Origin of the sequence: Rhodococcus sp. IEGM 1302, assembly GCF_030056935.1 — a bacterium.
Taxonomy (GTDB): domain Bacteria; phylum Actinomycetota; class Actinomycetes; order Mycobacteriales; family Mycobacteriaceae; genus Rhodococcus_F; species Rhodococcus_F qingshengii.
On the sequence record NZ_JASHKY010000001.1, the window covers coordinates 290,102 to 312,486 of the forward strand.

A 22,385-nucleotide genomic window follows, 5' to 3' on the forward strand; every position below is an offset into this window, starting at 1 on the left:
TCTTGAAGGACGAAGGAGTGGACATGGGTAAGCGCGCTCCCGATGACGGCGTGTTTCGAGACTCGGCCGGCGCCCAGGCTGGACTGCTCACTCCTCCGAGCGGTGCACGTAGCGAGGCGGCCCACGAGAAGGCCCTTCGGTCAGCGGAAGCGCTTCTGAAATCCGGGGGAATGAAGGCGGCGACCATCGATGCGATCTCCGAGCAATCGGGCGTCAGCAAAGTCACGCTGTATCGGCACTGGCCGTCGCGGCAGGCGATCGCCGCTGAAGCGTTCGGTGTGCTCATGGCCCGGCACTTGACGTTTCCGGAGACCGACAGTGCGCAAGACGATTTGAACGATTACCTCGAGGACATCGGAAGGTTCTACCGAGGTCCACTCGGGTCGATCTTTGCCGAACTTGTCGGCGCGTGTGCCAACGACCCGACGACGGCTGCATACTTCCGTACCTTCTTCCTCGACGAACGTCGTCGCGGCTTCGCCGAACTGATTCGACGATGTGTTGAGTCCGGATACTTCCGCGACGACATCGAGATCGAGGAAGCGATCGATCTCTTCTTCGGTCCCTTGATCTACCGGATGTTGGTGGGGCACGCGAGTATCGACGACAACACGGTGCGCTCGATCATCGATCATGCGGTTCGTGGACTCCGGAACGGTGTCTAAAGGGAATATTCGCTGAAATCCTTTGTGCTGGAGAGGGTACTGCCCTCTCCAGCGTTGCGCGATGTGTGTCAACTCGGCACTGTCAGCTGAGCATTTTCAGCACGTTCTGGTACTCACCGTTGATCTCGGCATGACGAAGTGGCTTGGCCGCTTCGACCACAATCTCTGTGGCGTTGTCGTCAGCTTTCAGTAGAGCAATGGTTTCTTCGATGTAATCATCAAGGGGTAGAGCCGATTCAGAGTTCTCCTGGTTCATCAGTGTGGTGCGGACGCCCGGTGGGATGAGTTCGATGCACTGGATCGAAGTATCGGCGAGTTGAACGCGCATGCTCTCGGTGAAGAGATGAACGGCAGCTTTCGTGGCGTTGTACGTGGGCGTGATGGGAAGTGGGACGAAGCCGACGGCGGATGACACAGTGGCGATGGTGGCGGTCGGCTTCGTCAACAGATGCGGAATGAACTGGCCGACCAGTCGAATAGTCCCGAGTAGGTTCGTCGTGATCGTTCGTTCGGCGACGTCGAGGAAGTCCGGGTTCTTCAGGTCCTCCGGGTACATGATTCCCGACATCGTCACAAGGACGTTCAGATCGGGAAAGTCCTCCGTTACGGATTCATACGCCGTTCGAATGGATTTCGGGTCGTCCACATCGATGACGACCGTGCCGATGCCCGAGTACTTGTCCGAGATCTCTTGCAGCAGAGCGGATCGCCGCCCACCGATGATTACTTTGTTCCCCTCGTTCTGCAGGCCCACTGCAAGTGCGAGTCCGATACCGGAGGTTCCGCCGGCAATGAAGATGGTATTTCCCGAGATATTCAATGTGTGTTTCCTTGGTTTGTCGTGGGCGTCGACGTGGCGACAGTGATGGATTTGAGTTGGGTGTATTCGTTGAGCGTCTCGAGGCAGAACTCTCGCCCGAGACCGCTTTCCTTGAATCCGCCGAAGGGGACGCCGCCTCCCAGATTGAAGTACTGATTGATCCAGACGCAGCCCGCATCGAGATGGTCCGCGGTATCCATGGCGTTCTTCAGGTTTGAGGTATAGATCCCAGCAGCGAGTCCGTATGGAGTGTCGTTGGCTTCTGTGATCACTTGCTCGTAATTGTTCCACTTGAGGACGCACAAAACAGGCCCGAAGATTTCGTCCTGCGCAATTCGCATCGAGTTCGTGACCTCCAGAATTGTCGGTTCGACGAAGTTTCCGGCTTCGAATCCCGGCACTACTGTTCGGTTGCCGCCGGTAAGTACTTGTGCGCCTTCTTCGATTCCGGAATTGATCATCGAGATCACACGATCGGCATGTTCCTTGTGGATTAATCCACTCAGTTCGGTGTCCTCCTCGAGTGGCGGCCCGACTCGCAATGATCGGAATCCTGCGACGAGTTTTTCCACGAAGGCGTCATAGATATCCTCGTGGATGAAGAGACGTGTTCCGGCCAGGCAGGATTGGCCGTTGCACATGAGGACACCCGCGGTGGCATCGGCGACCACTGCATCGATGTCCTCGATATCAGGAAACACGATGCTGGGACTCTTGCCGCCGAGTTCGAGAGTGGTCGAGATCAGCCGGGATGCTGCGGCGTGTGCCACGAGTCGGCCGACTTCGGTGCTTCCGGTGAAAGCGAGTTTGCTGACCTTCGGATGGTCTATCAAGGCTGCGCCGGCTTCCTCGCCAAGACCAGGGACAACATTGAAAACGCCTGCGGGAAACACGTCGGCGGCGATCCTGGCCAGCTCCATGACTGAAACACAGGCATTTTCATCAGGTTTGAGTACGACGGTGTTTCCGGCTGCGAGAGCCGGCGCGATCTTGAATGCCGTCATCACCACGGGATCATTCCAGGGAATGATCTGTCCACATACGCCCAATGGCACTCGCTTCGCGACCAGGTATCCCGATGCCAACTGGCGGCCGAAGCCATGGTGGGCCAACGAGATTGACGCAAAGTATCGCAGGTGTGAGACGGCGGCTCGATAGTCCTCTCGCATCTCCCTGATATGCCGCCCGGTATCCCTGCACTCGAGTTGGGCAAGCTCTTCGGTTCGATCCTCCACGAGGGCGGCAAACTGCAAGATTTTTGCGGATCGTTCTTCAGTGGTCAGGTTCGCCCATGCAGGAAATGCCCGCCTGGCGGCTTCGACCGCATCATTGATTTCTTCTGCCCCGCATCGGGACAGTGTGGCGAGTAGAGCGCCGGAAGCGGCGTCACGCGCCTCGAAGGTGGATGTGCCGATGGCTCGGAACGCTCCATCGATGTACGCACCGTATTCACGAACTGCTTGACCTTCCATGGATCCTCCTAGATCGGTCAATCGGTGAAGTTCGAAGTGTACTGTACGTTTCGTACACTTGTCGATGGTTGCCTTGCCGCGTATGGATGGCGTTAGCAGAAAGACCAGCTAGAACAGTGTTCTGGTCACATAGTCAAGGCGTGGCTCCAGCAATTTCAGCCGCCTGCTTCGTAGCCCGTGAGACGTACCCCGTGCCGATTCTGACGCCGCCCAGCCACTCGGTGAGGCGCGCCGCCTCGGCATCGAGAGAACGTCGCGCAGACGCTGACACGGTCTCGAGCAATCGGACGTGCACCACACCGGTTTCGTCTTGGATCCAGCACCCTACGACGCGACCGTCGACCCAAGCGGTGGTGCCGGCATTACCGCGGGTGTCGAAGAGTTGGTTGCGGTGCGGGCCGAGGTAGAAGTCACGGTTCTTCCACCCCATGATCGTCGGGTCGAGCACCGGTAGGAGTGCCACCCAAGGACCTGGATCAGGCACCGTGGCGACGTCATCGGGTAGCAACCAGCCGGTGTCGCCTCCGTCGAGTGAGACTGCAACGGCGTCGAGTTCGGCGAGGGCGGCCCGGACGACCGTCTTCGTCGAGCCCAGCCACCAGACGATGTCGTCTTCCGTGCCCGGTCCGAAGGTGTAGAGCCAACGGCGGACTATTTCTCGATAGCCGTCTGCAGATTCGAGATCGACGGGGGCGTCGTCGAGCCAGTGTCGAGTGAGAGTCCACAGTGGGCGTGAGACGGGGAAGCGGGCGGTGTTGGTGCCGCGCATGATGTCTGCGGTCGCCCCGAGATGCGTGAGAACCCTGGGTGCCGACCAGATTTCACCTGCCGAACCCTCGACCTTGACGTCTATCATCGGCACGGCCTGACGAATCTCTACCGCTGAAAGCCCTTCAGGCCTATCGGTGAGCAACTTCAGCACTTCCGTCCGTGCGCGATCGAGCCAGTCGTTGCCGTCGACGGCGAGTCCGGCCTTGACGACATCCTTGGCCATTCGTGCCCGCTCGGTGTTCGCGACGCGGGCGGACGCACTCGACCACGCGGCCGGCAGCAAGTCGCGGGGAAAGGTGAAGAGTGTGCGGCGCATTGCCAATTGCTTCACGAGACTGCGTTGGTCGTACAGGGCGCGGTCGACGTCGGCGGCGTCCACGGACCGAACCCTCGCCCAGCAAGACAGATAGACCGTCGCTGACTCGGTGGCGTGCAGTACCGTCATCGCCCGCGTGGCAGCTTCCGGCGAATCGACGTGAAACATTGGCTCCAGCGCATGACGTACTCCTATGCGAGCACGGCGTTCGTCGTCGGAGACATGGCGCATCAGGCCATCGTGCCACAGTCCAGGTGCGTCGTATCAGCTAGTTGCACGAGGGTTCGGTTGCGCCAGTAGTCGTCGTGTCGGAGATGTGTGATTGCACCCGGGGTGGTCGCGAAGGTCGCAAATCCTGCGGCTTCGACGGGAATCTGTAGCCAGGCGGAGACGACGAATGTGTGTGCAAAGCCGTGGGTTACGACGATGTGATCGTGATCGAGATCGTCCATCAGTTCGCACATGCACTCGTGAACCCTTGATGCGATGTCGCGGCGGGTCTCGGCACCGGCAACGGGGCCACGGTGATCGAGGCGGTTGTTGTCAGGGGCCGGGACCTGCCGCTGGGCCAGCCACGAGTTCGGGCGTCCTTCGGCTTCGCCGAAGCTGATTTCGCGCAATCGTGAATCCGTTGTCGCCGGAGCATCGAGTGTCCGGGCGATGATCGTGGATGTCTCGGTGCACCGTTCGAGGTCGGACGAGGTGATGCGGACCGCGCGCGAAGTTCCGGTGCGTCGTCGTTTCAGTGCTTCGGCGATCAAACCTGCATCGCGCCGACCAGCGGGGGTGAGAACCGAATTGTGCCAACCGCCGACTACGTCCTGCGCTGTGTGTTCGGCATGAGGATGAGTGACGACGTAAAGATCCTGCATGAGACCCCTTTTGCTTACCCGACTTTTTCCGGCAACAGTATTCCAGGATTGAGGATTCCACGGGGATCCCAGGACGATTTGATCAACTGCATTGCGGCGATGTCGGTTTCAGTGCGCCCCAGCGATACCCACGGCGACTTCGCGCGGCCTATCCCGTGCTCGGCGCTGATGCTTCCATGGTAGGCGGCGACGAGTCGGAACACCATATCGGTCAGTTCGTGTGCGACCCTCGGCTCGGCATCCAGAAGGTTCACATGAATGTTTCCGTCGGCGAAGTGCCCGAACAGGATTGGCCGCACGAGGGGGAATCGTTGTGCCAGGCTTTCTCGGAGGTTGTCGATGAACATTCCCATCACGGACAAGGGGACGGAGATGTCGAGCTTGACTACCGGCGTCGTCGACGACGCGCTGATGCTTTCGGTATGGCTTTCCCGCAGAGTCCACAGTTTTCGAGCCGGCCCAGGCTCGACCGTCGCGTCCTCGATGAGGTCGGCAGAGTCGGAGAGTACTTCGAGGAGCGACTCTTCCGTTTCGCGCGGTGATGACACCTCGATGAGTGTGTACATCGGTGAAGGGGTGCCGAACGGGCGACGGGCATCGGTGTGTGCGCAGACGAGGGAGATGCCGTCGTCAGTCATGATTTCGGCGGCTTCGACGGTCAATCCGCTCTGACGCACGCGATTACACAAATGAAGCGCTTGATCGACGTCGCGCACACCCGCGAGCACGACCTGGGTGTCGGTCGCCGGGGTGACCAGCTTCATCAGGACCTTGGTGATGACTGCGAGCGTTCCCTCGCTGCCGGCGAGAAGTCCTGGAATGTCGTATCCGACATTGTCTTTGACGAGTGGAGTCCATCTACTCAGTACCGAACCGTCCGCGAGCACGGCTTCGATACCGAGTATCTGTGCGCGTGTATTTCCGTATCGGACCATGCGCGTCCCACCGGCGTTGGTTGCGACGATGCCGCCGAGTGTTGCGGATTCCTTTGATGCCAAATCGATTCCGAAGCGGAGACCGTGTGCCGATGCGGCCAGGTCGGCGCGAGCAACGGTCACGCCGGCGCCGGCTGCGATTGTCCGACCGATGGGGTCGACGGCTTCGATCGTCTCCAGACGTCTGGTACTCAGCACCACGGACCCAGCCGAGGCGATCCCACCACCGACCAGTCCGGTGTTGCCGCCTTGCGGTGTGACGGGAACCCCCGCGTCGAAGCATGCTCGAAGAACCGCAGACACTTCGGAAGTGTTGCCGGGGCGGATGACCGCGATCGCGTCGCCGATCCAACGTCCCGTCCAGTCACGTGTGTAGCCCTCGATCAGTTCGGAATCGGTAAGGACATGCGTGTGGCCGACGATCTCCGCGAGGGCGTCGAGAAGCCTCGCGTCTGTTGCAGGTTCAGTGAGTGTTCGGGGGTTCATGTGCAACCTTGTGATCGTTCGGGTGACAATTTTCGGGAGACAGACGGTGGATCAACGTGAACTCGATCCTCCGACCTCAGGTGATGCCGTGTCCAAGACCAAGTAGTGACACCACCATCTGTTTTTCTTATAATCGCCGTATGAACCTGCAGCGTGCCCGTTATCTGATCGCTCTGTCGGATCATGGGAGCTTCACTCGAGCCGCTGCGAACGTCCACGTCGCGCAATCGGCCCTCAGTCAGCAGATCAAGGTTCTCGAGCGCGAACTCGGAGTTCCGCTGGTGGATCGTCGGGGTCCGCAGTTCACCTTCACGGAAGCCGGCAAGGTGGCGGTACGAGAGGCGCGCTTTTTGATCGGGTGTGCGGACCGGGCGGTCGAACGAATTCGGTTGGCCGCGCGCGGTGTGGACGGAGAACTGCGCATCGCGTACACCCGTTCGTGGGCGGGCGGCGCAGTCGCGGATCTGGTCAGCACCTATCGAAGGCTCTACCCGGGCGTCGAAGTTGTCGTTCATCGTGGCACTTCGGCACAGACTGTCGACCTCGTCCGAACCGGAGCCGTCGACATCGCGGTTGTTCGCCCGCCGCTCGATGAAGACGATCGAGAACTTCCCCTGATCGTCCTCGACACCGAACCTATCCTGGTCGCTGTGCCCGTGGATCATCCGTTCGGAGATCGAGCGACGCTCGAACTCGGAGATCTGGTGGACGTCCCCGTTGTGTTCTGGCCGGAGGTCAACGCCCCGGGGATGTATTTGCGTACGCTCGAACAACTTTGGCCAAACGGGGCGCCCAGCATCGTTCGATTCGAGGCCGACGACGAGCAGGTGCTGCATGCCGTCTCGGACGGGGTGGGTATTGCGCCGATCCCCCAGGGCAGAGCGCGGATGCTCCGCATCCCGGGTGTCCATCTATGTGAGATCGCCGGTGAGCAACCAACTCTCGACGTGGCAGTGACCTACCGGCCGGATAATCCGAATCCGGCGCTTGCGCCGTTTGTTGCGCTCGCTGAACGCGAAAGATCGTCAACCACTGCGTAGTACCTGTGATGCGCGGTGGGTCCTATCCGCCATCGAGGACCAGCATCATGGCCGTTGCGCGTGCTCGGTTCTCGATGGAATCGACGTGGAATCCGACGTGCTGGGACAGTTTCGCCAATCGGTGCGCGACGCTGCTGTGGTGAAGATGCATGGAATCTGCTGCGGCCCTCAAGGTTCCGGACTGCAGGTATGACCTCAAGGTTTCGAGTAGTTCTAACCCCTGTTTGGTATCGCCGATCTCTTCGGCACGAACCAGATCCGGTATTCGCGAGTGATCGATGTGTGGTCCCGGCGCCAAGAGGTTGAGGGCGCCGAGATCGTCGGCGTTCACGATCGGTGTTGTTGCCGACGCCTGTGCTCGAGCGAATCGTGCAGTGCTCAGTATTGTGCTCACTTCGGAAGCGGGAGCAGTCAAAGATATTCCGGCGCGAATGTATGACGACAGCGCGGCCTCGGACAGCTCGGGTGTGGGTGCGAACGAACCCGTCACGAGATTCAGATGCTCGCCGTCAGCTGCTATCCCAGTGGCTTTGCCAGGTGTGCAATCTGGCGAAATGACAAGGTGTGCAGTGCCGTCGGCCGTGTCTGAGACTGCCTTGGTTGCCATTACACGGACTGGGGTTTGGGGTGCGATACCGAGACCGGCGCAGGAGGTGAGCACCGCGAGTTCATCCATCGGGAACAACAGATTTCGAGTGTGCTCGGCTTCGGTAGGCAGGCGTCGCGGTTGCAGAATTATCGCTGCGGTCAGGGCCATCCGGTCGACGAGCATTTCGTCGAGTGGCAAGCTGGCCCCGGGTCGTTCGATCCATACCGTTCCGAGAACCTCGTCGTCTACGGCAATGTTTCTGGTCATGCTCGGTGGGAGCTGAGGATCGGGTGACCAGCGGCCGCGCGGATCGCAACGGCGCAAATTCTTCTTGCTTCTGCCGCGCTCGACGATCTCGATACCCACGACGCAGTCCGCCAACTGCGCGCTCGCACGAAGCAAAGACGCGGTGTCGGAGCCGTGCCGCACGAGGGCGTCGAAGTAATCGATGACACGTACCAGGCCTGCCGAGTCTGCATCGAGCTCGGCAAGCCGGTACATCAGTCCTTGCATCTCGCAACGCTACGAGACCGGCGAGAGCGAACGCAACCCTCTCCTGAGCGCAGTGAGGGCTTCGGCGGCACCTCTTTCGCTGACCGCGGCGGTCGCGACCAGTGCCGACCCGTGAAAGGTTCCGGGGAAGGAATGCAATTCGACGCTGACTCCCGCTTGCAGCAGCCGAAGGGCGTATTCGATTCCTTCGTCGCGGAGCGGGTCGAGTTCCATGGTGGACAGGTAGGTCGGCGGCAGACCGGTGAGGTCGGTAGCCCGGGACGGCGCAGCGTAAATGGACACGTCAGGATCTTCGGGACCGGAATACGACCCGCCGAGATAGTACTTCCACGACAGGATGGCGTTAGGGCGGTGCCACAAGGGGGTGTCGACGAAGTTCGTCATCGAGACCGTCGCCAGGCGGTCGTCGAGTTCAGGGATTTCGAGGAATTGGAAGGCCACGGGCACAACGCCCTCGTCACGGGCTTTGAGGACAGTGCCTGCGGCCAGTCCACCGCCTGCGCTCTGCCCTCCCACTGCGATGCGGCGTGGATCGACCCCCAGCTCCTCGGCATGGGCGTGGATGTAGAGGAGTGCGGCGTAGCAGTCGTCGACGGGGCCGGGGAAGGGGGTTTCGGGGGCGAGGCGGTACTCCACGTTCGCAACGGCGAATCCGAGTTCCCGCGCCACCTCGACGCAAAATGGATCGCTGGATTCTGCGGTGCCGATTGCGAATCCGCCGCCATGGATCCAGAGCAGAACGGGGACAGGGCCGGCAGTGTTGTCCGGGGTGAAGAAACGAATCGTGACCTCCGGATCGCCGTCCAGGCCGGGTGCCGACAGTTCACGAAGCGTGACTCCGTCGAATGACAGGTCGGCCAACATGGTGCCGACCAGAGCGTCGTAGGTGGCCCGTGCGTTGGGGAGGTCAGCGAAGTCCACCTTCGGGAGCATGGTGAGTGCCGCGGCGAGTTCGGGGTCGAGAGTCGGGAATGTTGTCATGCACCCATCATCGAGCCTGATTGTGGCCTACGTCACCAGCGGATTGTAGGAAATCGGAGAGTCTCCCTCCGACACCCGTCGGATCTCCCTAGGATGACGCCGGTGGACAGGGTACATCTCGGGGTGGGTTCGAGCGATTCGAAAAGTGGGGCACGGATTGGTGGACGACCTCCGCAGGTTTTCGCTGGTCAGGCGATTCTGCATTCGCACGAGTACCTTCTGACGCTCGAGGCACACACGGCGCCGTGGCTCGGCGCGCGAGAGCTTTCGGTCTTCATCCGTCGAGGTTTCTCCATCGGCGACGACGACCTCGAATACCCGGACATCGGGGTTAGGGCAGTCCTGCACCCCTCGTCGTCACGAAGTGCGGAATCGGCGGGCAGCCATGCGGGCCTTGGCAGTGCGGCGTTGATCAGGATTCCCTCGGACGACGAGGTGATGCCGTTGGTGTTGATAGCTCCGCAACCGGTGCTCATTCAGAACGAACCGTCCTACGCCGATGCCGTTGAGGCGGATGGACACAGCTTCCTGTTCCAGATCAACGAAGAGGGGTGGCCGGTGGTTGCCGAGTCCTACCCCGATTTCGTAGAGGAGTACCTATTCGGTTACGGGTCGGTGTATTTCTACGGGAGCACTGACGCGACCGGGCTCGTTCGTGAAGTTGTGCCGGGATTTCTCGACTTCTGACCGGCCCGACGGCCCGTCCGCCGATACCGTGGGCAGCGTATCGCGACCGGCGGTTATGTACTCGGAAAAATTGTTGCGGAAGTTTGTCGATCGGTGAGTGCGCCGTTCGACGTGTAAGCAGAGGGATCGAACAGAGCGGTCCACGAACGAAGGAGATTCTCATGAAGTACATGCTGATCATGCGTTCCACCGATGAGGCCATCGAAGCATCCAAAGACATGGACTTCGACGAGATCATCGCCGCGATGGGGCAGTACAACGAGTCCCTGATCAAGGCAGGTGTCTTGCTGGCCGGTGAGGGACTGGCGATGGAGGAGGGATTCATCGTCGATTTCGAGTCCGATCCTCCGCTGGTCTCCGACGGCCCGTACGGGGAGACGAAGGAGTTGTTCTCGGGATTCTGGATCATTCAGACGTCGACCAAAGACGAAGCCTTGGAATGGGCGAAGCGCTGCCCGCTCGGGCCGGGAAGCAAGCTCGAGGTACGCCGCGTGAGCGAGATGTCGGACTTCGATCAGGACAACGAGTACATCCAGAAAGAGGCCGGCTGGCGTGAAGAGCTCGGTACCGATCGTCCGGTCGCAGGCTGAACCATGACCGACGAGGCGGTGCGAGAAGAAACGAGAAAGGCTGTCGACGCGGTCTGGCGTATCGAATCCGCGAAGATTGTCGCCACGTTGACTCGCACCGTCGGAGATCTTGATCTCGCCGAGGATCTGGCCGCGCAGGCTCTGCTCGAAGCCGTCGAGCAGTGGCCCGCGACGGGGGTTCCGAGAAACCCCGCTGCCTGGCTGACATCTGTGGCGACACGACGAGCAATCGACGGGTGGCGACGACGTGAGAGGTTGGACGAGCGCTACGCCCACTTTGCGCGTGAACTCGAGAACGACGCTTCACATTTCGACGACGTCAGCTGGGATCCGGACCGCATCGACGACGATGTCCTTCGCCTGATGTTCATCGCCTGCCATCCCGTGTTGAATCGAAAAGCGCAGGTGGCGTTGACGCTTCGAGTGGTGGGTGGTTTGACCACGGAAGAGATTGCGAAAGCGTTCCTCACGCCGACGGCGACGGTGCAGCAGCGGATAGTCCGCGCGAAGAAGGCGCTGACCGCCTCGAAAGCGGTTTTCGAAGTTCCAGGGCGAGAAGAGTTTTCGAGCAGATTGAGCGCCGTCCTCGGAGTGCTGTACCTGGTGTTCAACGAAGGCTATGCAGCCAGTTCCGGGGAAGAGTGGATGCGGGCGGAGCTCAGTGCTGAGGCTCTGCGGCTCGCGCGAATACTCGCCGAATTGGTCCCCAGGGAGTCCGAGGTACACGGCCTTGTCGCTTTGATGGAGCTGACAGCCTCGAGATTCGGCGCTCGGACAACCTCGACCGGTGAGCCCATCCTGCTGGCTGACCAGGATCGGACGAGGTGGGATCGCCTACAGATCTCGCGTGGGCTTGCCGCGCTGGAACGAGCTGACGCCGTCGGGCGTGGACGAGGCCCGTACGGCCTGCAGGCGGCGATTGCCGAATGTCATGCGCGAGCAGCAACTTTCGAAGACACCGATTGGAAGAAAATAGTCATCCTCTACGAGGCTCTGGCGCAACTGGCGCCATCGCCCGTGGTCGACCTCAATCATGCGGCGGCGGTATCCATGGCATACGGTCCTGGCCCTGCGCTCGAATTCGTCGACAAGCTTGTCGCTTCAGGTGAACTGGCCGACTACCACCTGCTTCCCAGCGTTCGGGGGGAGCTGCTCAGTCAGCTCGGCCGATCCGAGGAGGCTAGAACCGAACTCCTCGAAGCGGCTCGGCTGGCCGGGAACGAGCGTGAGCGCGCTGTGCTGGTCGCGAAAGCCGATGCGCTGCTGCCGGATCGGTAGTCACGCGATTGTTAGTCAGGGCTGAGTCGGATCATCATTGGGCACCATGGGCGGCATCCCGACTCCGTAGGGATCGAGCATGTCCGATACACGTCGACCCCACCGTTCATGCGCGGACTGACGGGTCATTCCGGCAGCGCGGCCGATGGTTGACCATGTTGCGCCGAATCTACGCAGGCTCATGACGCTTGCCGTCGAATCGATACCTGCGGCGAGCTGAATCCGGAAACAGGCCAACTGCCACGCCATCTGACGCTGCGCCGGGATGTCGGTGTCCTGTTCTGCCTCCCACCCAGGGCTGCCAGGTAAAGGATCTGTTCCGACAATCTTGTCTGCCTGAGTGCCGGCCTCGGTGATCGCGGCGTTGACCGTGGTGATCGCGGCGGTCTCGATCTTCGCAGTCAGGGCGCGTTCGATCAGGTCTTCCATGAGAAGTTCTCCTTTCGTCAGGACTAGCCTGACAGGCGCTGTTGAATTCTGTCAAGAGTCCCCTGACGGACTTTGAGTTTAATTAATGCACGATCTATTTGTGTACTATCTAAATGGTCTCCGGTTCTGTTGACCGTCGTCGAAGGGGTTGCTGGTGAAAATCGTGGTTTTGTCGTTCCTGGTGGCGTTGACTTTGATGACGGTCGGGATCATCGCCGCGCGCAAACGCAGCACTCGACCTGCCGTGACCGGGGCAGTTACTGCGGCGTCAACGGTTCTCGCTGCCGCCTGGACACTTTTTGCCGTGGCCTTCGTATTGGCCTGATCGTGCTGCAGTGCCGATGCGCCGGTAGTGGTGGTGAAGGAACTTCGCAGCAGGTCAGATGCGTTTTGTGTGCGGCGCGATGCCGCATACTCTGGCAGACGTGGCAATCGCTGAAACAGACAGAAACTACGGCGGAAGGTCGGTCGCGGCTCGGAAGGCCGAACGCCGTTCCCTCTTTTTGAATGCTGCTCTCAGTGTGTTTGCAGACCAGGGGTATGCCGGAAGTTCGGTGGCGGATATCTGCGCGTCCGCGAGTCTGGCCAGAAGGCAGTTCTACGACGAGTTCGGTAGTCGCGAGGATCTACTCCTCGCGCTGTATGACCAGATTCAACTCGACGCCAGAATTGCAATGGTCGACGCACTCGATGCAGAGCCTTCGGTCAATCTCCGTGACAAGGCAGCGACGGCCATGGCCGCCTTCGTCGAGTCGGTCGGAAGTGACCCACGACGCGCACACGTTGCCTTCATCGACGTCGTAGGTGTCAGTCCCCGGGTGGAAAAGCATCGTGTGGACCAACGTTCGGTCTGGGCAACATTTTTCGAGTCGATCATCAAAGGGATCGTGGGCGAAGATTACGAACCGCCGGGTGGTTACCGGTGGGCGTCCACCGCTTTCATCGGCGCGCTTACCGCGCTGGTGCACCAGTGGAGCACTGCGGAGCCTCGTCCTCCCGTGTCGGTACTGGTCGATCTGATGACGGTGCTCTTGAATGCGTTGATCGACGACGCGCCCCTTCGCACCGACGAATAGGTCACGAACACCAGGGGATTGTAATCCGGCCCACAACGCTCTACTCTCGTCCTCAATGTGTTAGACACTCGCATCTAACTTGTGTGCTCGTGATGAGAACTGCGGCAACACAAGGCAATCTGTGCTTTTCCGGGGAGGAATTGGTATGGGACGACGCTGGACAACTGACCGAAAACGCGGGGGCCTCGCAATTGCCGTGATTGCAGTAATCGGGCAGATCGGACTTTCGGCACCTGCCTCAGCGGCACCGGACGAAGGTGTTCCCGCCCAAATTCAGGTCCAGCCTGCCCTGCCGCCTGCGGTCGCACCGCCTTTGCCTGAACTGGACCAGGCCTTCTATGAACCGCCTGTCGAGGTCGTCGAATCCAGGGAACCGGGTGAGATCATCGCCGCTCGTGCGGTGAATCTCGGTACTCTCAACCTGATTCCGACCAACGTGGATGCGTGGCAGATCTCGTATCGATCCAATAATGCTGCGGGCGAGGCGATTCCTGCTGTCACCACAGTGATCAAGCCGCGTGGCGACACTCGCGATGGAGGCCCGCGCCCGCTGCTGTCCTTTCAGATGGCAGAGGATTCACTCGGAAACTACTGCGCACCTTCGTATGTCATGCAGCAAGGCGCGTTGCCGTGGCTGGTGACGGGCGCTGCGACCGGTGGGGCTCAATTCCTCGAAGTGCAGGCGGCACTGGCGCAGGGTTGGGCATTGTCGGTGCCCGATCATCAGGGACCCAATTCTTCCTTCGCCTCCGGCCCCGTCGCGGCCCGGATCACGCTCGACGGTATCCGTGCTGCTGAGAACTTCGAACCCATGGAGCTACAAGGGCGGTCAACTCGCGTAGGGCTGCTCGGCTACTCGGGTGGATCGATTCCTACTGGTCACGCAGCTGAAATACGGCAGGCGTACGCGCCGGAACTGAATATCGTCGGAGTCGCCGAAGGTGGTGTTGCCGCGGATCTCGGCGCTTTGCTCGACAATGCCAACAACGCTCTAGGGGCCGGGATCGTCGCTGCCGGTGTAATCGGAGTGAGCCGAGAAGATCCTGAACTTGCAGGCTTCATCGATCAGCACATAAACCCTGCCGGCCGAGCGCTTTTCGCTGCCAAGGACAACCTGTGCATGCTCTGGACGTCAGCTGCAGTGCCCTTCCTCAACATCAAGGGCTTCCTCGATGTCCCGGGAGATCCCGTCCAACACCCCACGGTGAGAGCTGCGCTCTCCCGAGCTGCCATGGGTAAGTCGGTTCCTGACGTGCCGATGTACATTTATCAGTCGAATCCCGACTGGTTGGTGCCTGTTGGCCCGGTGAACAAACTTGTCGATACCTATTGCCAAGATCCTTCTGCGAGTGTCGTTTACACCAGAGACCACTTCAGTGAGCACGTCAGCATGGAAGTCGTCGCATTGCCGAGTGCTCTACTGTGGCTTCGTGATCGGTTCGCTGGTGTGCCTGCTCAGCAGGGATGCAGCACCTTCGACGCTGGATCCATGGCGCTTGATCAGAGGACCTGGCCAGTCTGGGTGGATGCGGTCGGTGAACTCGTCGCAGGACTGTTCGGCAAGCCGATCGGGACCTGACGGGTGACGTGATTCTGCGGTGGTGAGGAATTCTCACAAGGGCAGCGTGTTGCACTGACTGGACGTTATTTCATTGATCGGGCCTTGAAGATGGTGTCTTGTCACCAATGGGTTCCTTTACCGACGAAAGGTTGCGCGATGACAAAGCTGTTGTTTGCGGTCACTTCTGCAGATCACTGGACGCTGAAGGACGGAACACCCCACCCGACCGGGTACTGGGCGGAAGAACTGGTCGAGGCGCATCGCGTTTTCGTCGACGCCGGCTACGAGATCGTGATCGCGACGCCTGGCGGTAAAGCTCCCGTTGTGGACGAGGGAAGTCTGGCGCCCGAGGTGAACGGCGGGCAAGAAGGCGCCGACCGTATGCGCAAGTACATCGCCGATCTGCAGCCGGTGCTCGATTCGCCGGAGATTTTGGAGAACGCCGATGCTGCCGATTACGACGTGGTCTTTGTACCGGGTGGACATGGACCGATGGAGGATCTTGCGGAGTCGGCATCCTTCGGTGAGCTTCTCGTGAACTTCTTGGACGCGGACAAGGTGGTCTCGGCGGTCTGTCACGCGCCGGCGGCACTCCTGCCGGCCCAGAGACCCGATGGAAGCTGGCTGTTCGACGGCTATCAGCTGACCGCGTTCACCAACGAAGAGGAGACGCAGGCTGGTCTGGCGGACAAGGCTCCGTGGCTGCTCGAAACTCGCCTACGCGAATTGGGCGGCAAATTCTCGAAGGCTGAGGCGTGGTCGCCTTATGTCGTGGTGGACCGCAAGCTCTACACCGGTCAGAATCCGGCGTCGTCACGGCCTCTCGCCGAGCGGATTGTCGCCGACTTGGGCTGAGCATGTTTTTTGGCGCCGCATCGAGGTCTCCTCGATGCGGCGCTGGTCCGTGTTCTGTTGTCGCCAAAGAGGTTTGACCTCTCAGGTTTTGAAGGTGGTGTTCGCCGGCCTGGGTTGCTGTCCGGGGTCGATCGAGGGTGGCGGGATGAACCACGGTTTGTTGTCGACACCGATCCGAATCGCCCACTTCCCGACGAACCCTGATTTCCGGTGCATCAACCGGTGGTGCGAACGGCACAGCAGGACCAGGTTGTTCATCACCGTCGGGCCGCCGTTGGCCCAGTGCCGGATATGGTGCGCATCCGTCCAGGCCGGTACACATGTGCAGCCCGGGAACGCGCAGCCTCTGTCTCGGGCGATCAACGCCACTCGCTGTTCGGGGGTGACCAATCGTTTTCCGGGTTTCGCATCCAAGGGCGTGCCGTGATCGTCGAGCAGCACGGTGGAGAGGAAACAATCACACCCGAGGAGTCTGGTTTGCGACACGGACAGTGGCCCGAGCCAGGGCATGTGCCCGACATCAAGATCCGACAGAGACTCTTCACCATCAGCCATGGAGGGTGTTGCGGCGCAGTCCCGATGCTCCGCCAGATCCCGAGCATTGATGTGCACATTCACATGCGGACGCTGACCACCATCGGTACCAGTCTTGGCGCAATCGAGATAACGCCGGATCAGTTCGGTGAACCCGTCCGCGGTCCGTTTCGCCGCCGACCGAGCATCGGGAGTCCCGTCCGGTGCCGGGGTCGGCATCGTCAGATTCGACAACGCAGACAACAGCATTTCCCCGGTGAGGGCATCGAAATCACCGCGCATCACCACCCGACCATTGAGCGTCGACGCGATCCGCAACTCATTGAGATCGACATCTTCGGCGGGCGGAATCTCATCCGATTCGAACAACCGCTCCAAGGTCGCGATCACGTTCCGCACTTTCGTCGTCGTCGCCTCCACACCCGACGCAGCAGCGAGCAACAAATCGATGCACTTCGGTAGCGCCTCCTCCGGCATGCCTTTCGGTGGTGATTCACAGAACGCCACGATCAACACGGCGTGCTCGAAGGAGCAATCCCCGCCATCGAACCGAGCAGCCACCGCCGGAAACGGCCGCAAAGCTGCACCCAATGCGGCGATCTTCTTCCCGTCCCGAACCTGCAGCATCGTGTTAGCCGCCAACCAGGACCCCACACCGCGGCTGGCAATCACCTGATCATCCGGGCGCATCGAGAGTTCGTCGACCACTGCCACCCGCACAGCCTCGAGACGAAGAATCTCCGCGCTCGCCGACACCGCAGCAGCGCGCAACTCAGCAGCAGACAACTGCCACAACCGTCCGCGTAACCCCACCGCAGAACCAGACACCACATCCGACAACAAGACACTCATTGAATCCCCCGATCCCCTCCCCAAATCATACTCGAACACGCGTTCGAGTCAATAGGGAATTAGGCGAGGGCGCGAAGGAGTGGAGTGGGGTCCGCGACGACGAACAGATGGCCGCCTCCGTTGATCTCTTCGAAGCGAGAGTCGGGAATCAACGAGTGTGCCCAGCGGGCTACTTCGATGGGTACGTTTCCGTCGTCGGTTCCGTGTAGGAAAACCGTTGGTACCGAGATCGATTGGAAGAGTCCAGGCACCTCGAGGCGATACCGAGCCAAGTCGACAACCCCTGCGGATCCACCCTGTGCGATCCCTTCGGATGAATCCAACTGGAGAGCGGGGCGATGTACCTCGTCGGTCATGACTGCCTGATCGGCGGCCGGCCAGATCGAGACTGAGTCGCTGCGTAGCTTGGAGAACACTCCGGTTCCTGCGAGTATTGCGCCGGCCACACGGGGAGCCCAGGTGGCGGCAAAGTACAACGCAGATACCAGTTTTATTCTGCGTCGCAAAGTATTTCGCGGTGCCCCGGGGATCATGGCGCACGCCAGCACCAGTTTCGAGACTCGTTCGGGAACGGCTGCAGCGACTGCGAGCGCGTAACCGCCGCCTCCGGAGAAACCCATCAGTGTGGCCGAGCCCAACTCGAGGTGATCGACCAGGGTGACGAAGTCGTCGTCCCAGGAATGAAATCCCTTGTCCGTGTAGGGATCCGTGCGTCCGAAGCCGGGTCGATCGGGGACTATCAGCCGTATGCCTGCCGTCGAAGACGCGTTGTGGAGTGAGAGCCCTTCGTATCGGCTGCCAGGTGATCCGTGGGCCACGACTACCGGGTGGCCAGTCGGATCGCCGTACTCGCAGAATGCGATACGACGCCCCGACGCGTCGCGAATTTCGGTTGTGGTCACGCTGCTCGTCATGATGTGGTTCCTTGCTGCGCGATCGACGCCATACCGTCCAGGATGAGGTCGACTCCGAACTCGAACCTTCGGGTGGGATCGTGATGAAGTGCGAACACCGATGCCTCGCGTCGATCGGCAGGTGCGGTGTCGAAAGCGCCGCGTCCCAATTGAATTGCGACGTGTCCGGTGACGAAATCATGCAGCGCGCCGTATGCGTACGTGGCCTGCTCGTCCTCGAGGCCGGCCAAGGAAAGGGCGCTCACGACTCGGTGGGCGGTATCGTCGGCCCCGGGTGCTTCCAGTGATGCCTGCCGATGGGCTTCCAGGACCAGGGGATGGCGCATCAGGAGGTCGTGGAGGCCGTAGGCGAACGTGCGGGCAACCCCGCGCCAGTCGGTCGGCCAGTCGATCGACGAGACGGCTTCGCCTACGAGAGTCGAGATCAGATCTCGCCTCAAGGCGTCGATACCGCCGGTTGTGCGGTGGACGGACATCGGCGATATGCCGAGTCGTTCGGCGAGCACTCGAAATGACACCGCATCCAGGCCGTCCGTATCGGCGATCTCTGCCGCGGCATCAAGAATCTGTCTGTGACTCAATGCTTTTGGTCGACCAGCCCTTGCAGAGCTGGTGGATTCGGATACCATGCTGACAACAATAGCGATACGCGTATCGAAATTACAAGTGTCCATCGACCTCCAAGGAGCGCTGCCCGATGACCGATCTCCATCAACTGTCTGCCGTCGAACTTGCCGGTGTGATCGCCGCCAAGCAGGTCTCGATTCCCGAAGTCACCAGGTACTTCGTCGACCGTGCGACCACTGCCGATGACGTCGGCGCCTTCACGACGATCGCCGGGGAGCACGCTGTCGCCCTCGCCGAACAAGCGCAGCGCAGGTTGGACGAGCGGGACGCCGGGCCCCTTCCGCGTCTGTTCGGCGTTCCGACGGCAATCAAAGACCTCGACGCAACGCGCGGCATTCGCACGACCTTCGGATCGGCGCTCTTTCGCGACTTCGTGCCGGACGCTGACGACGAGATCGTCGAGGCGATCCGAGAAGGTGGGTTGATCGACATCGGTAAGACGACGGTGCCCGAGTTCGGGGCAGCCTGTTACACCGAGCCGGAAGTCGCTCCGCCTGCTCGCAGCCCGTTCGATCGCACGCGGAGTGCCGCCGGCAGCAGTGGCGGCGCTGCTGCCGCCGTCGGCGCTGGTCTGGTGCCGTTTGCACAGGGAAGTGACACCGCCGGTTCGTTGCGTTCGCCGGCAAGTACGTGCGGAGTCGTTGGCCTCAAGCCGAGCCGCGGTTTGATCACGATGGGCGTGGCGGGGCATGACAACTTCGGATTTGCGAGCAAGGGGCCGATCGCCCGGACAGTTCGCGATACCGCTGCGCTGCTGGACGTTCTGGCGACGCGACCCGGCGCCGGAACTATCCACCCGCCTCGGCCGAAGTCGTTCGAAGAGTTCGTCGTACAGGCTGGGGGAGTTCAGGCCCGCCCCTTGACCGTCGCTCTTGCTCACGGATCGGTCTCCGGCGGAGCTGTGGATGCGCAGCTCTCGGCTGCTGTATCGAAGGTTGGGTCTGTGCTGGAGGGTTTGGGCCACAACGTGTTCGAGCGACCGCAGGCTCGCGATGACATTTTCATCGATGCTTTCGTCAAGATGTTCTCGTCTTTGGCGGGAACCAAGCCGATCCCGGAGGAGTACGAATACCTTCTGCGTCCGATAGTGCAACACTTGCGAGTTCAAGCAAACGAGGTGCCTTCGGGTGAGCTGGCCGCGGCAATCGGAATTGTTCAGGCCTGGGCGCGACGATGGAGTCTCGACTACGCCGACGCCGACCTTGTTGTCACTCCGACTGTGACGAAGCCGCCGCTTGCGATCGGGGAGTTGCGCAACGACGAAGACCCCGCGACCGAACTGATCGACATGGTCGCTTTCACCGGAAACACCGTCGTCGCCAATGCAACCGGTTTCCCGTCGATCAGTCTGCCACTCGGTTGGACGGAAGACGGCGTTCCACTCGGCATCATGATCTCGGCGAAATGGGGTTGCGACGCGGAATTACTTTCTGCCGCTGCAATGCTCGAGGCCGAGATGCCGTGGAAGGATCGATACCGATTCGACCGCGCAACCGTGCTCTAGTTCGGGAGCGGTACCCGGTCGCTCGCCGATGCGAACCCCAACCACGTGTGGCGGTTACCCCACCAGCACCACCCGACTTTCGGGGCGTTGCGGTTGTCTTTGCCGTCGCGACCGGTTCCGTTGCTGATCCACACGGCGGGAGTTCTGGTGTCGAAGGATCCGTCAGGTTTGCGCAGTCGGGAGCCGATGGTCATGAAACACTTTCCGCGTTCGAGAATGTCGGGGCGCTGCAACAGCCAGTGGATGCCTTCGGTAAGCGTCAGCGGCGTACGGTCTGCGTCGACGATTGCGGGCAATGCTTCGTCCGGGCTCCAGTTGGCCAGGTGATCCCCGCGGTCGACTCCACTGAGCAGATGTAATGGGCTTTCGGGCAGCGTTGCCTGCTCGGTGGGGGCGAACAGATCGACGTCCGCCATGTCGACAACTATGAATCCGCGCTTGTTCTCGAGCTCGAGCAGCGGAGTCAGAACTGAAGCCGGAGCCAGTTTTTCGTGCACGGTGAGTAGTCCGACATCACCGTGCCCGGTTGCGGCCTCCCTGACATCGCCGGCAGAAAGTCCAGCCATCTCGTGAACACCGAGTTCGATCAATCGCTCGGCCTGCTGATCGATGGGCGGGAGGTAGAAATGCATATCTGCGATCCTACCGATCGTGAGCAGAGCGATCGGAGGGTTCGGCCGCGAGGGAAGTCGGCCACGCAACGCCCAACGCGCGCATGATGAACGGGACGGTGGTCGCTACGACGGCGTCAACTCGGTCGCCGGCCATGAGCATCGGGCGTCGGCTTTCCACGCAGGCGAGGATGAGTTGCGCGGATGCGGCAGCATCGGAATCGACAAAGACACCGGCGTCGACACCTTCCTGAACGAGCTGTTCGACCAGAACCGACAGCGGGACAATATGTTCGAGGAAAATTTCGCGATCATGCGCTGACAACAATTCGACCAACGCGATTCCTGTGAATCGTTGCAGTGAGAACTCGACGAGTGTCAGTTTGACGAGGATTTCGAGTCGGTCCACAGGATTCTCGCGGTCCGCGAGTTCACGCTCGGCCAGGAGTAGGAATCTATCCATCTCGCGTGTGGACCAGGCGAGCAGTAACGCGGATTTGTCGGGGAAGTAGTTGTACACCGCTGTCCGCGAGACGCCGGCCGCCTGGGCCACGGTCTGCAGCTTCACGTTTTGCCAACCCTGCTCGTGAAGTTCGCGAATGAATGCGTCCAACATGGCTTCTCGGGTGGCGATTTTGTGCTCAGCGGTTGTCGCACCACCGGTCAACTTCGGCATGGTCGATCCTCCTGGGTCTGATTCACGGTCACGGGGAGGTCGAACAGGTCCGCAACAAGGCGCGGATCACCTTGCCACATCGAGACGGGTGCGAGCATCATCTGCTGCGCGATCGAGCGTACGGATCGGCAGACCTCTTGCTCTTCGGCGAGTGTGAGCGTCGTGCGTTTGCGCAATCGCTCCATCTCCGCGGTAGTGAGATCAGTGATCCATTCCTCAGCTGCAAGCGAGAGGGGTGAATCCGGTGTCACGACCGATCCAACTCGGCACTGGAGAACCGCGAAGTCATCACGGACAGCGTGATGACGGCGACGACCGAGACGGCGTGTGCCGCCGCCAGCCAGAGCGACTCGGGTGCGTGTTTGTGAAGGGTGGGCGCCATCAGCATGGCCATGAGGAGGGCGAGACTCGACAACATCGCGGGACCGTTGGGGCGGCCGACAAGCAGGCTGACCAGAAGAACGAGCGCGACGACGCTGCACGCCACATCTACAGGCGGGTACGTGGCCGGAACGATTCCGCTGACAGTGTCGGTGAAGTTCAGCCCGATCGACACCAACTGCGCGAGACCTGTCGCGCCGGCCAACCAGGCCGTCCAACGCAGTCCGTGGAGTCCGGCTTTCCGAAGGCCGGTCAGGGTTCCTTCGGCGGATTCCCACGCTTCGGACGTCGGTGTTGTCACGGTTACTCCTTTTTATGACGAGGTGTCGTCATAAAGTAGCAGTGCGCGA

25 protein-coding genes are annotated in these 22,385 nt (G+C 60.9%); 10 read left to right on the forward strand and 15 right to left on the reverse strand.

Going from position 1 to position 22,385, the window contains the following annotated elements; translation table 11 throughout:
- Positions 1–23: 23 nt before the first annotated feature.
- Entirely contained in the window at positions 24–665 is a 642-nt protein-coding gene (locus tag QM609_RS01380) for a TetR/AcrR family transcriptional regulator (protein ID WP_058038428.1), read from the forward strand.
- 82 nt (positions 666–747) lie between these two features.
- On the opposite strand, the gene QM609_RS01385 is transcribed toward QM609_RS01380, so the two are convergent.
- The 5 genes from QM609_RS01385 to QM609_RS01405 all read right to left on the reverse strand — a co-directional run bounded on the left by QM609_RS01385 (position 748) and on the right by QM609_RS01405 (position 6,337).
- Positions 748–1,485 carry an SDR family oxidoreductase gene (locus QM609_RS01385; RefSeq protein ID WP_050654964.1) on the reverse strand — a complete coding sequence of 246 codons (738 nt, stop codon included), beginning with the start codon at positions 1,483–1,485 and terminating at the stop codon, positions 748–750.
- The gene (locus QM609_RS01390) at positions 1,482–2,957 is read right to left on the reverse strand and encodes an aldehyde dehydrogenase family protein (protein WP_050654965.1); all 1,476 of its coding nucleotides are present in this window, start codon (positions 2,955–2,957) and stop codon (positions 1,482–1,484) included. Before QM609_RS01390 ends, QM609_RS01385 begins: the two co-directional genes overlap by 4 nt.
- A 133-nt stretch (positions 2,958–3,090) precedes the next feature.
- Positions 3,091–4,275 (reverse strand): winged helix DNA-binding domain-containing protein, encoded by a 1,185-nt coding sequence (locus tag QM609_RS01395; protein ID WP_050654966.1) that lies wholly within the window; start codon positions 4,273–4,275, stop codon positions 3,091–3,093.
- Complete coding sequence (locus QM609_RS01400; RefSeq protein WP_050654967.1) at positions 4,275–4,916, reverse strand: histidine phosphatase family protein; 642 nt, start codon at positions 4,914–4,916, stop codon at positions 4,275–4,277. Before QM609_RS01400 ends, QM609_RS01395 begins: the two co-directional genes overlap by 1 nt.
- A 14-nt stretch (positions 4,917–4,930) precedes the next feature.
- Complete coding sequence (locus QM609_RS01405) at positions 4,931–6,337, reverse strand: FAD-binding oxidoreductase (RefSeq protein ID WP_283336917.1); 1,407 nt, start codon at positions 6,335–6,337, stop codon at positions 4,931–4,933.
- Between the two features lie 140 nt (positions 6,338–6,477).
- Here QM609_RS01405 and QM609_RS01410 point away from each other — a divergent pair, with 140 nt between their 5' ends.
- Entirely contained in the window at positions 6,478–7,377 is a 900-nt protein-coding gene (locus QM609_RS01410; protein ID WP_050654969.1) for a LysR family transcriptional regulator, read from the forward strand.
- A gap of 22 nt (positions 7,378–7,399) precedes the next feature.
- Here QM609_RS01410 and QM609_RS01415 read toward each other — a convergent pair whose 3' ends face one another.
- Both QM609_RS01415 and QM609_RS01420 read right to left on the reverse strand, forming a co-directional pair.
- Entirely contained in the window at positions 7,400–8,479 is a 1,080-nt protein-coding gene (locus QM609_RS01415) for a helix-turn-helix domain-containing protein (RefSeq protein ID WP_228232312.1), read from the reverse strand.
- A gap of 9 nt (positions 8,480–8,488) precedes the next feature.
- Positions 8,489–9,460 (reverse strand): alpha/beta hydrolase, encoded by a 972-nt coding sequence (locus QM609_RS01420; RefSeq protein WP_030537407.1) that lies wholly within the window; start codon positions 9,458–9,460, stop codon positions 8,489–8,491.
- 93 nt (positions 9,461–9,553) lie between these two features.
- Between QM609_RS01420 and QM609_RS01425 the strand changes: the two genes are divergently transcribed.
- The 3 genes from QM609_RS01425 (at position 9,554) to QM609_RS01435 (ending at position 12,015) form a co-directional block, all read left to right on the forward strand.
- Positions 9,554–10,147: a hypothetical protein gene (locus tag QM609_RS01425; RefSeq protein WP_050654970.1), complete on the forward strand. Its 594-nt coding sequence runs from the start codon at positions 9,554–9,556 to the stop codon at positions 10,145–10,147.
- A gap of 161 nt (positions 10,148–10,308) precedes the next feature.
- Complete coding sequence (locus QM609_RS01430) at positions 10,309–10,737, forward strand: YciI family protein (protein WP_007735729.1); 429 nt, start codon at positions 10,309–10,311, stop codon at positions 10,735–10,737.
- A gap of 3 nt (positions 10,738–10,740) precedes the next feature.
- Positions 10,741–12,015, forward strand: coding sequence for an RNA polymerase sigma factor (locus tag QM609_RS01435; protein WP_042448200.1), 1,275 nt, complete (start codon positions 10,741–10,743; stop codon positions 12,013–12,015).
- Positions 12,016–12,030: 15 nt separating this feature from the next.
- On the opposite strand, the gene QM609_RS01440 is transcribed toward QM609_RS01435, so the two are convergent.
- Complete coding sequence (locus QM609_RS01440; protein ID WP_042448201.1) at positions 12,031–12,444, reverse strand: hypothetical protein; 414 nt, start codon at positions 12,442–12,444, stop codon at positions 12,031–12,033.
- 154 nt (positions 12,445–12,598) lie between these two features.
- Here QM609_RS01440 and QM609_RS01445 point away from each other — a divergent pair, with 154 nt between their 5' ends.
- The 4 genes from QM609_RS01445 to QM609_RS01460 all read left to right on the forward strand — a co-directional run bounded on the left by QM609_RS01445 (position 12,599) and on the right by QM609_RS01460 (position 15,936).
- The gene (locus QM609_RS01445; protein ID WP_167398225.1) at positions 12,599–12,769 is read left to right on the forward strand and encodes a hypothetical protein; all 171 of its coding nucleotides are present in this window, start codon (positions 12,599–12,601) and stop codon (positions 12,767–12,769) included.
- Between the two features lie 58 nt (positions 12,770–12,827).
- Complete coding sequence (locus tag QM609_RS01450; RefSeq protein ID WP_080712795.1) at positions 12,828–13,520, forward strand: TetR/AcrR family transcriptional regulator; 693 nt, start codon at positions 12,828–12,830, stop codon at positions 13,518–13,520.
- 145 nt (positions 13,521–13,665) lie between these two features.
- Positions 13,666–15,099: a lipase family protein gene (locus QM609_RS01455; RefSeq protein ID WP_102999526.1), complete on the forward strand. Its 1,434-nt coding sequence runs from the start codon at positions 13,666–13,668 to the stop codon at positions 15,097–15,099.
- Positions 15,100–15,237: 138 nt separating this feature from the next.
- Positions 15,238–15,936: a type 1 glutamine amidotransferase domain-containing protein gene (locus tag QM609_RS01460; RefSeq protein WP_283336927.1), complete on the forward strand. Its 699-nt coding sequence runs from the start codon at positions 15,238–15,240 to the stop codon at positions 15,934–15,936.
- Between the two features lie 81 nt (positions 15,937–16,017).
- Here the strand turns inward: QM609_RS01460 and QM609_RS01465 are convergent, their stop codons facing one another.
- The 3 genes from QM609_RS01465 to QM609_RS01475 are packed head-to-tail and all read right to left on the reverse strand — an operon-like array spanning position 16,018 to position 18,865.
- Positions 16,018–17,322 (reverse strand): HNH endonuclease signature motif containing protein, encoded by a 1,305-nt coding sequence (locus tag QM609_RS01465; RefSeq protein WP_050654971.1) that lies wholly within the window; start codon positions 17,320–17,322, stop codon positions 16,018–16,020.
- 59 nt (positions 17,323–17,381) lie between these two features.
- Positions 17,382–18,236: an alpha/beta fold hydrolase gene (locus tag QM609_RS01470; RefSeq protein ID WP_050654972.1), complete on the reverse strand. Its 855-nt coding sequence runs from the start codon at positions 18,234–18,236 to the stop codon at positions 17,382–17,384.
- Complete coding sequence (locus QM609_RS01475; RefSeq protein ID WP_228232299.1) at positions 18,233–18,865, reverse strand: TetR/AcrR family transcriptional regulator; 633 nt, start codon at positions 18,863–18,865, stop codon at positions 18,233–18,235. The genes QM609_RS01470 and QM609_RS01475 overlap by 4 nt, the downstream gene beginning before the upstream one ends.
- 68 nt (positions 18,866–18,933) lie before the next feature.
- On the opposite strand from QM609_RS01475, the gene QM609_RS01480 reads away from it, so the two are divergent.
- On the forward strand, positions 18,934–20,367 hold the full coding sequence (locus QM609_RS01480; protein ID WP_050654974.1) for an amidase: 1,434 nt from the start codon (positions 18,934–18,936) through the stop codon (positions 20,365–20,367).
- Here QM609_RS01480 and QM609_RS01485 read toward each other — a convergent pair.
- From QM609_RS01485 to QM609_RS01500, 4 genes are read right to left on the reverse strand one after another with little or no spacing between them, the layout of a single operon-like run.
- Entirely contained in the window at positions 20,364–20,999 is a 636-nt protein-coding gene (locus QM609_RS01485; protein ID WP_283336928.1) for a DUF5701 family protein, read from the reverse strand. The genes QM609_RS01480 and QM609_RS01485 overlap by 4 nt on opposite strands.
- Positions 21,000–21,009: 10 nt before the next feature.
- Entirely contained in the window at positions 21,010–21,654 is a 645-nt protein-coding gene (locus QM609_RS01490) for a TetR/AcrR family transcriptional regulator (RefSeq protein WP_007730219.1), read from the reverse strand.
- Positions 21,642–21,905 carry a hypothetical protein gene (locus tag QM609_RS01495; RefSeq protein ID WP_007730221.1) on the reverse strand — a complete coding sequence of 88 codons (264 nt, stop codon included), beginning with the start codon at positions 21,903–21,905 and terminating at the stop codon, positions 21,642–21,644. Before QM609_RS01495 ends, QM609_RS01490 begins: the two co-directional genes overlap by 13 nt.
- Positions 21,902–22,336: a hypothetical protein gene (locus QM609_RS01500; protein ID WP_007730223.1), complete on the reverse strand. Its 435-nt coding sequence runs from the start codon at positions 22,334–22,336 to the stop codon at positions 21,902–21,904. Before QM609_RS01500 ends, QM609_RS01495 begins: the two co-directional genes overlap by 4 nt.
- Between the last annotated feature and the right edge of the window lie 49 nt (positions 22,337–22,385).

Bases quoted from the DNA above. Each gene is read 5' to 3' on its own strand.
- QM609_RS01380 (WP_058038428.1), top strand. From the start codon at position 24: ATGGGTAAGCGCGCTCCCGATGACGGCGTGTTTCGAGACTCGGCCGGC.
- QM609_RS01390 (WP_050654965.1), bottom strand. From the start codon at position 2,957: ATGGAAGGTCAAGCAGTTCGTGAATACGGTGCGTACATCGATGGAGCG.
- QM609_RS01395 (WP_050654966.1), bottom strand. From the start codon at position 4,275: ATGCGCCATGTCTCCGACGACGAACGCCGTGCTCGCATAGGAGTACGT.
- QM609_RS01400 (WP_050654967.1), bottom strand. From the start codon at position 4,916: ATGCAGGATCTTTACGTCGTCACTCATCCTCATGCCGAACACACAGCG.
- QM609_RS01405 (WP_283336917.1), bottom strand. From the start codon at position 6,337: ATGAACCCCCGAACACTCACTGAACCTGCAACAGACGCGAGGCTTCTC.
- QM609_RS01410 (WP_050654969.1), top strand. From the start codon at position 6,478: ATGAACCTGCAGCGTGCCCGTTATCTGATCGCTCTGTCGGATCATGGG.
- QM609_RS01415 (WP_228232312.1), bottom strand. From the start codon at position 8,479: ATGCAAGGACTGATGTACCGGCTTGCCGAGCTCGATGCAGACTCGGCA.
- QM609_RS01420 (WP_030537407.1), bottom strand. From the start codon at position 9,460: ATGACAACATTCCCGACTCTCGACCCCGAACTCGCCGCGGCACTCACC.
- QM609_RS01425 (WP_050654970.1), top strand. From the start codon at position 9,554: ATGACGCCGGTGGACAGGGTACATCTCGGGGTGGGTTCGAGCGATTCG.
- QM609_RS01430 (WP_007735729.1), top strand. From the start codon at position 10,309: ATGAAGTACATGCTGATCATGCGTTCCACCGATGAGGCCATCGAAGCA.
- QM609_RS01435 (WP_042448200.1), top strand. From the start codon at position 10,741: ATGACCGACGAGGCGGTGCGAGAAGAAACGAGAAAGGCTGTCGACGCG.
- QM609_RS01440 (WP_042448201.1), bottom strand. From the start codon at position 12,444: ATGGAAGACCTGATCGAACGCGCCCTGACTGCGAAGATCGAGACCGCC.
- QM609_RS01450 (WP_080712795.1), top strand. From the start codon at position 12,828: ATGCGTTTTGTGTGCGGCGCGATGCCGCATACTCTGGCAGACGTGGCA.
- QM609_RS01455 (WP_102999526.1), top strand. From the start codon at position 13,666: ATGGGACGACGCTGGACAACTGACCGAAAACGCGGGGGCCTCGCAATT.
- QM609_RS01460 (WP_283336927.1), top strand. From the start codon at position 15,238: ATGACAAAGCTGTTGTTTGCGGTCACTTCTGCAGATCACTGGACGCTG.
- QM609_RS01465 (WP_050654971.1), bottom strand. From the start codon at position 17,322: ATGAGTGTCTTGTTGTCGGATGTGGTGTCTGGTTCTGCGGTGGGGTTA.
- QM609_RS01470 (WP_050654972.1), bottom strand. From the start codon at position 18,236: ATGACGAGCAGCGTGACCACAACCGAAATTCGCGACGCGTCGGGGCGT.
- QM609_RS01475 (WP_228232299.1), bottom strand. From the start codon at position 18,865: ATGGTATCCGAATCCACCAGCTCTGCAAGGGCTGGTCGACCAAAAGCA.
- QM609_RS01480 (WP_050654974.1), top strand. From the start codon at position 18,934: ATGACCGATCTCCATCAACTGTCTGCCGTCGAACTTGCCGGTGTGATC.
- QM609_RS01485 (WP_283336928.1), bottom strand. From the start codon at position 20,999: ATGCATTTCTACCTCCCGCCCATCGATCAGCAGGCCGAGCGATTGATC.
- QM609_RS01490 (WP_007730219.1), bottom strand. From the start codon at position 21,654: ATGCCGAAGTTGACCGGTGGTGCGACAACCGCTGAGCACAAAATCGCC.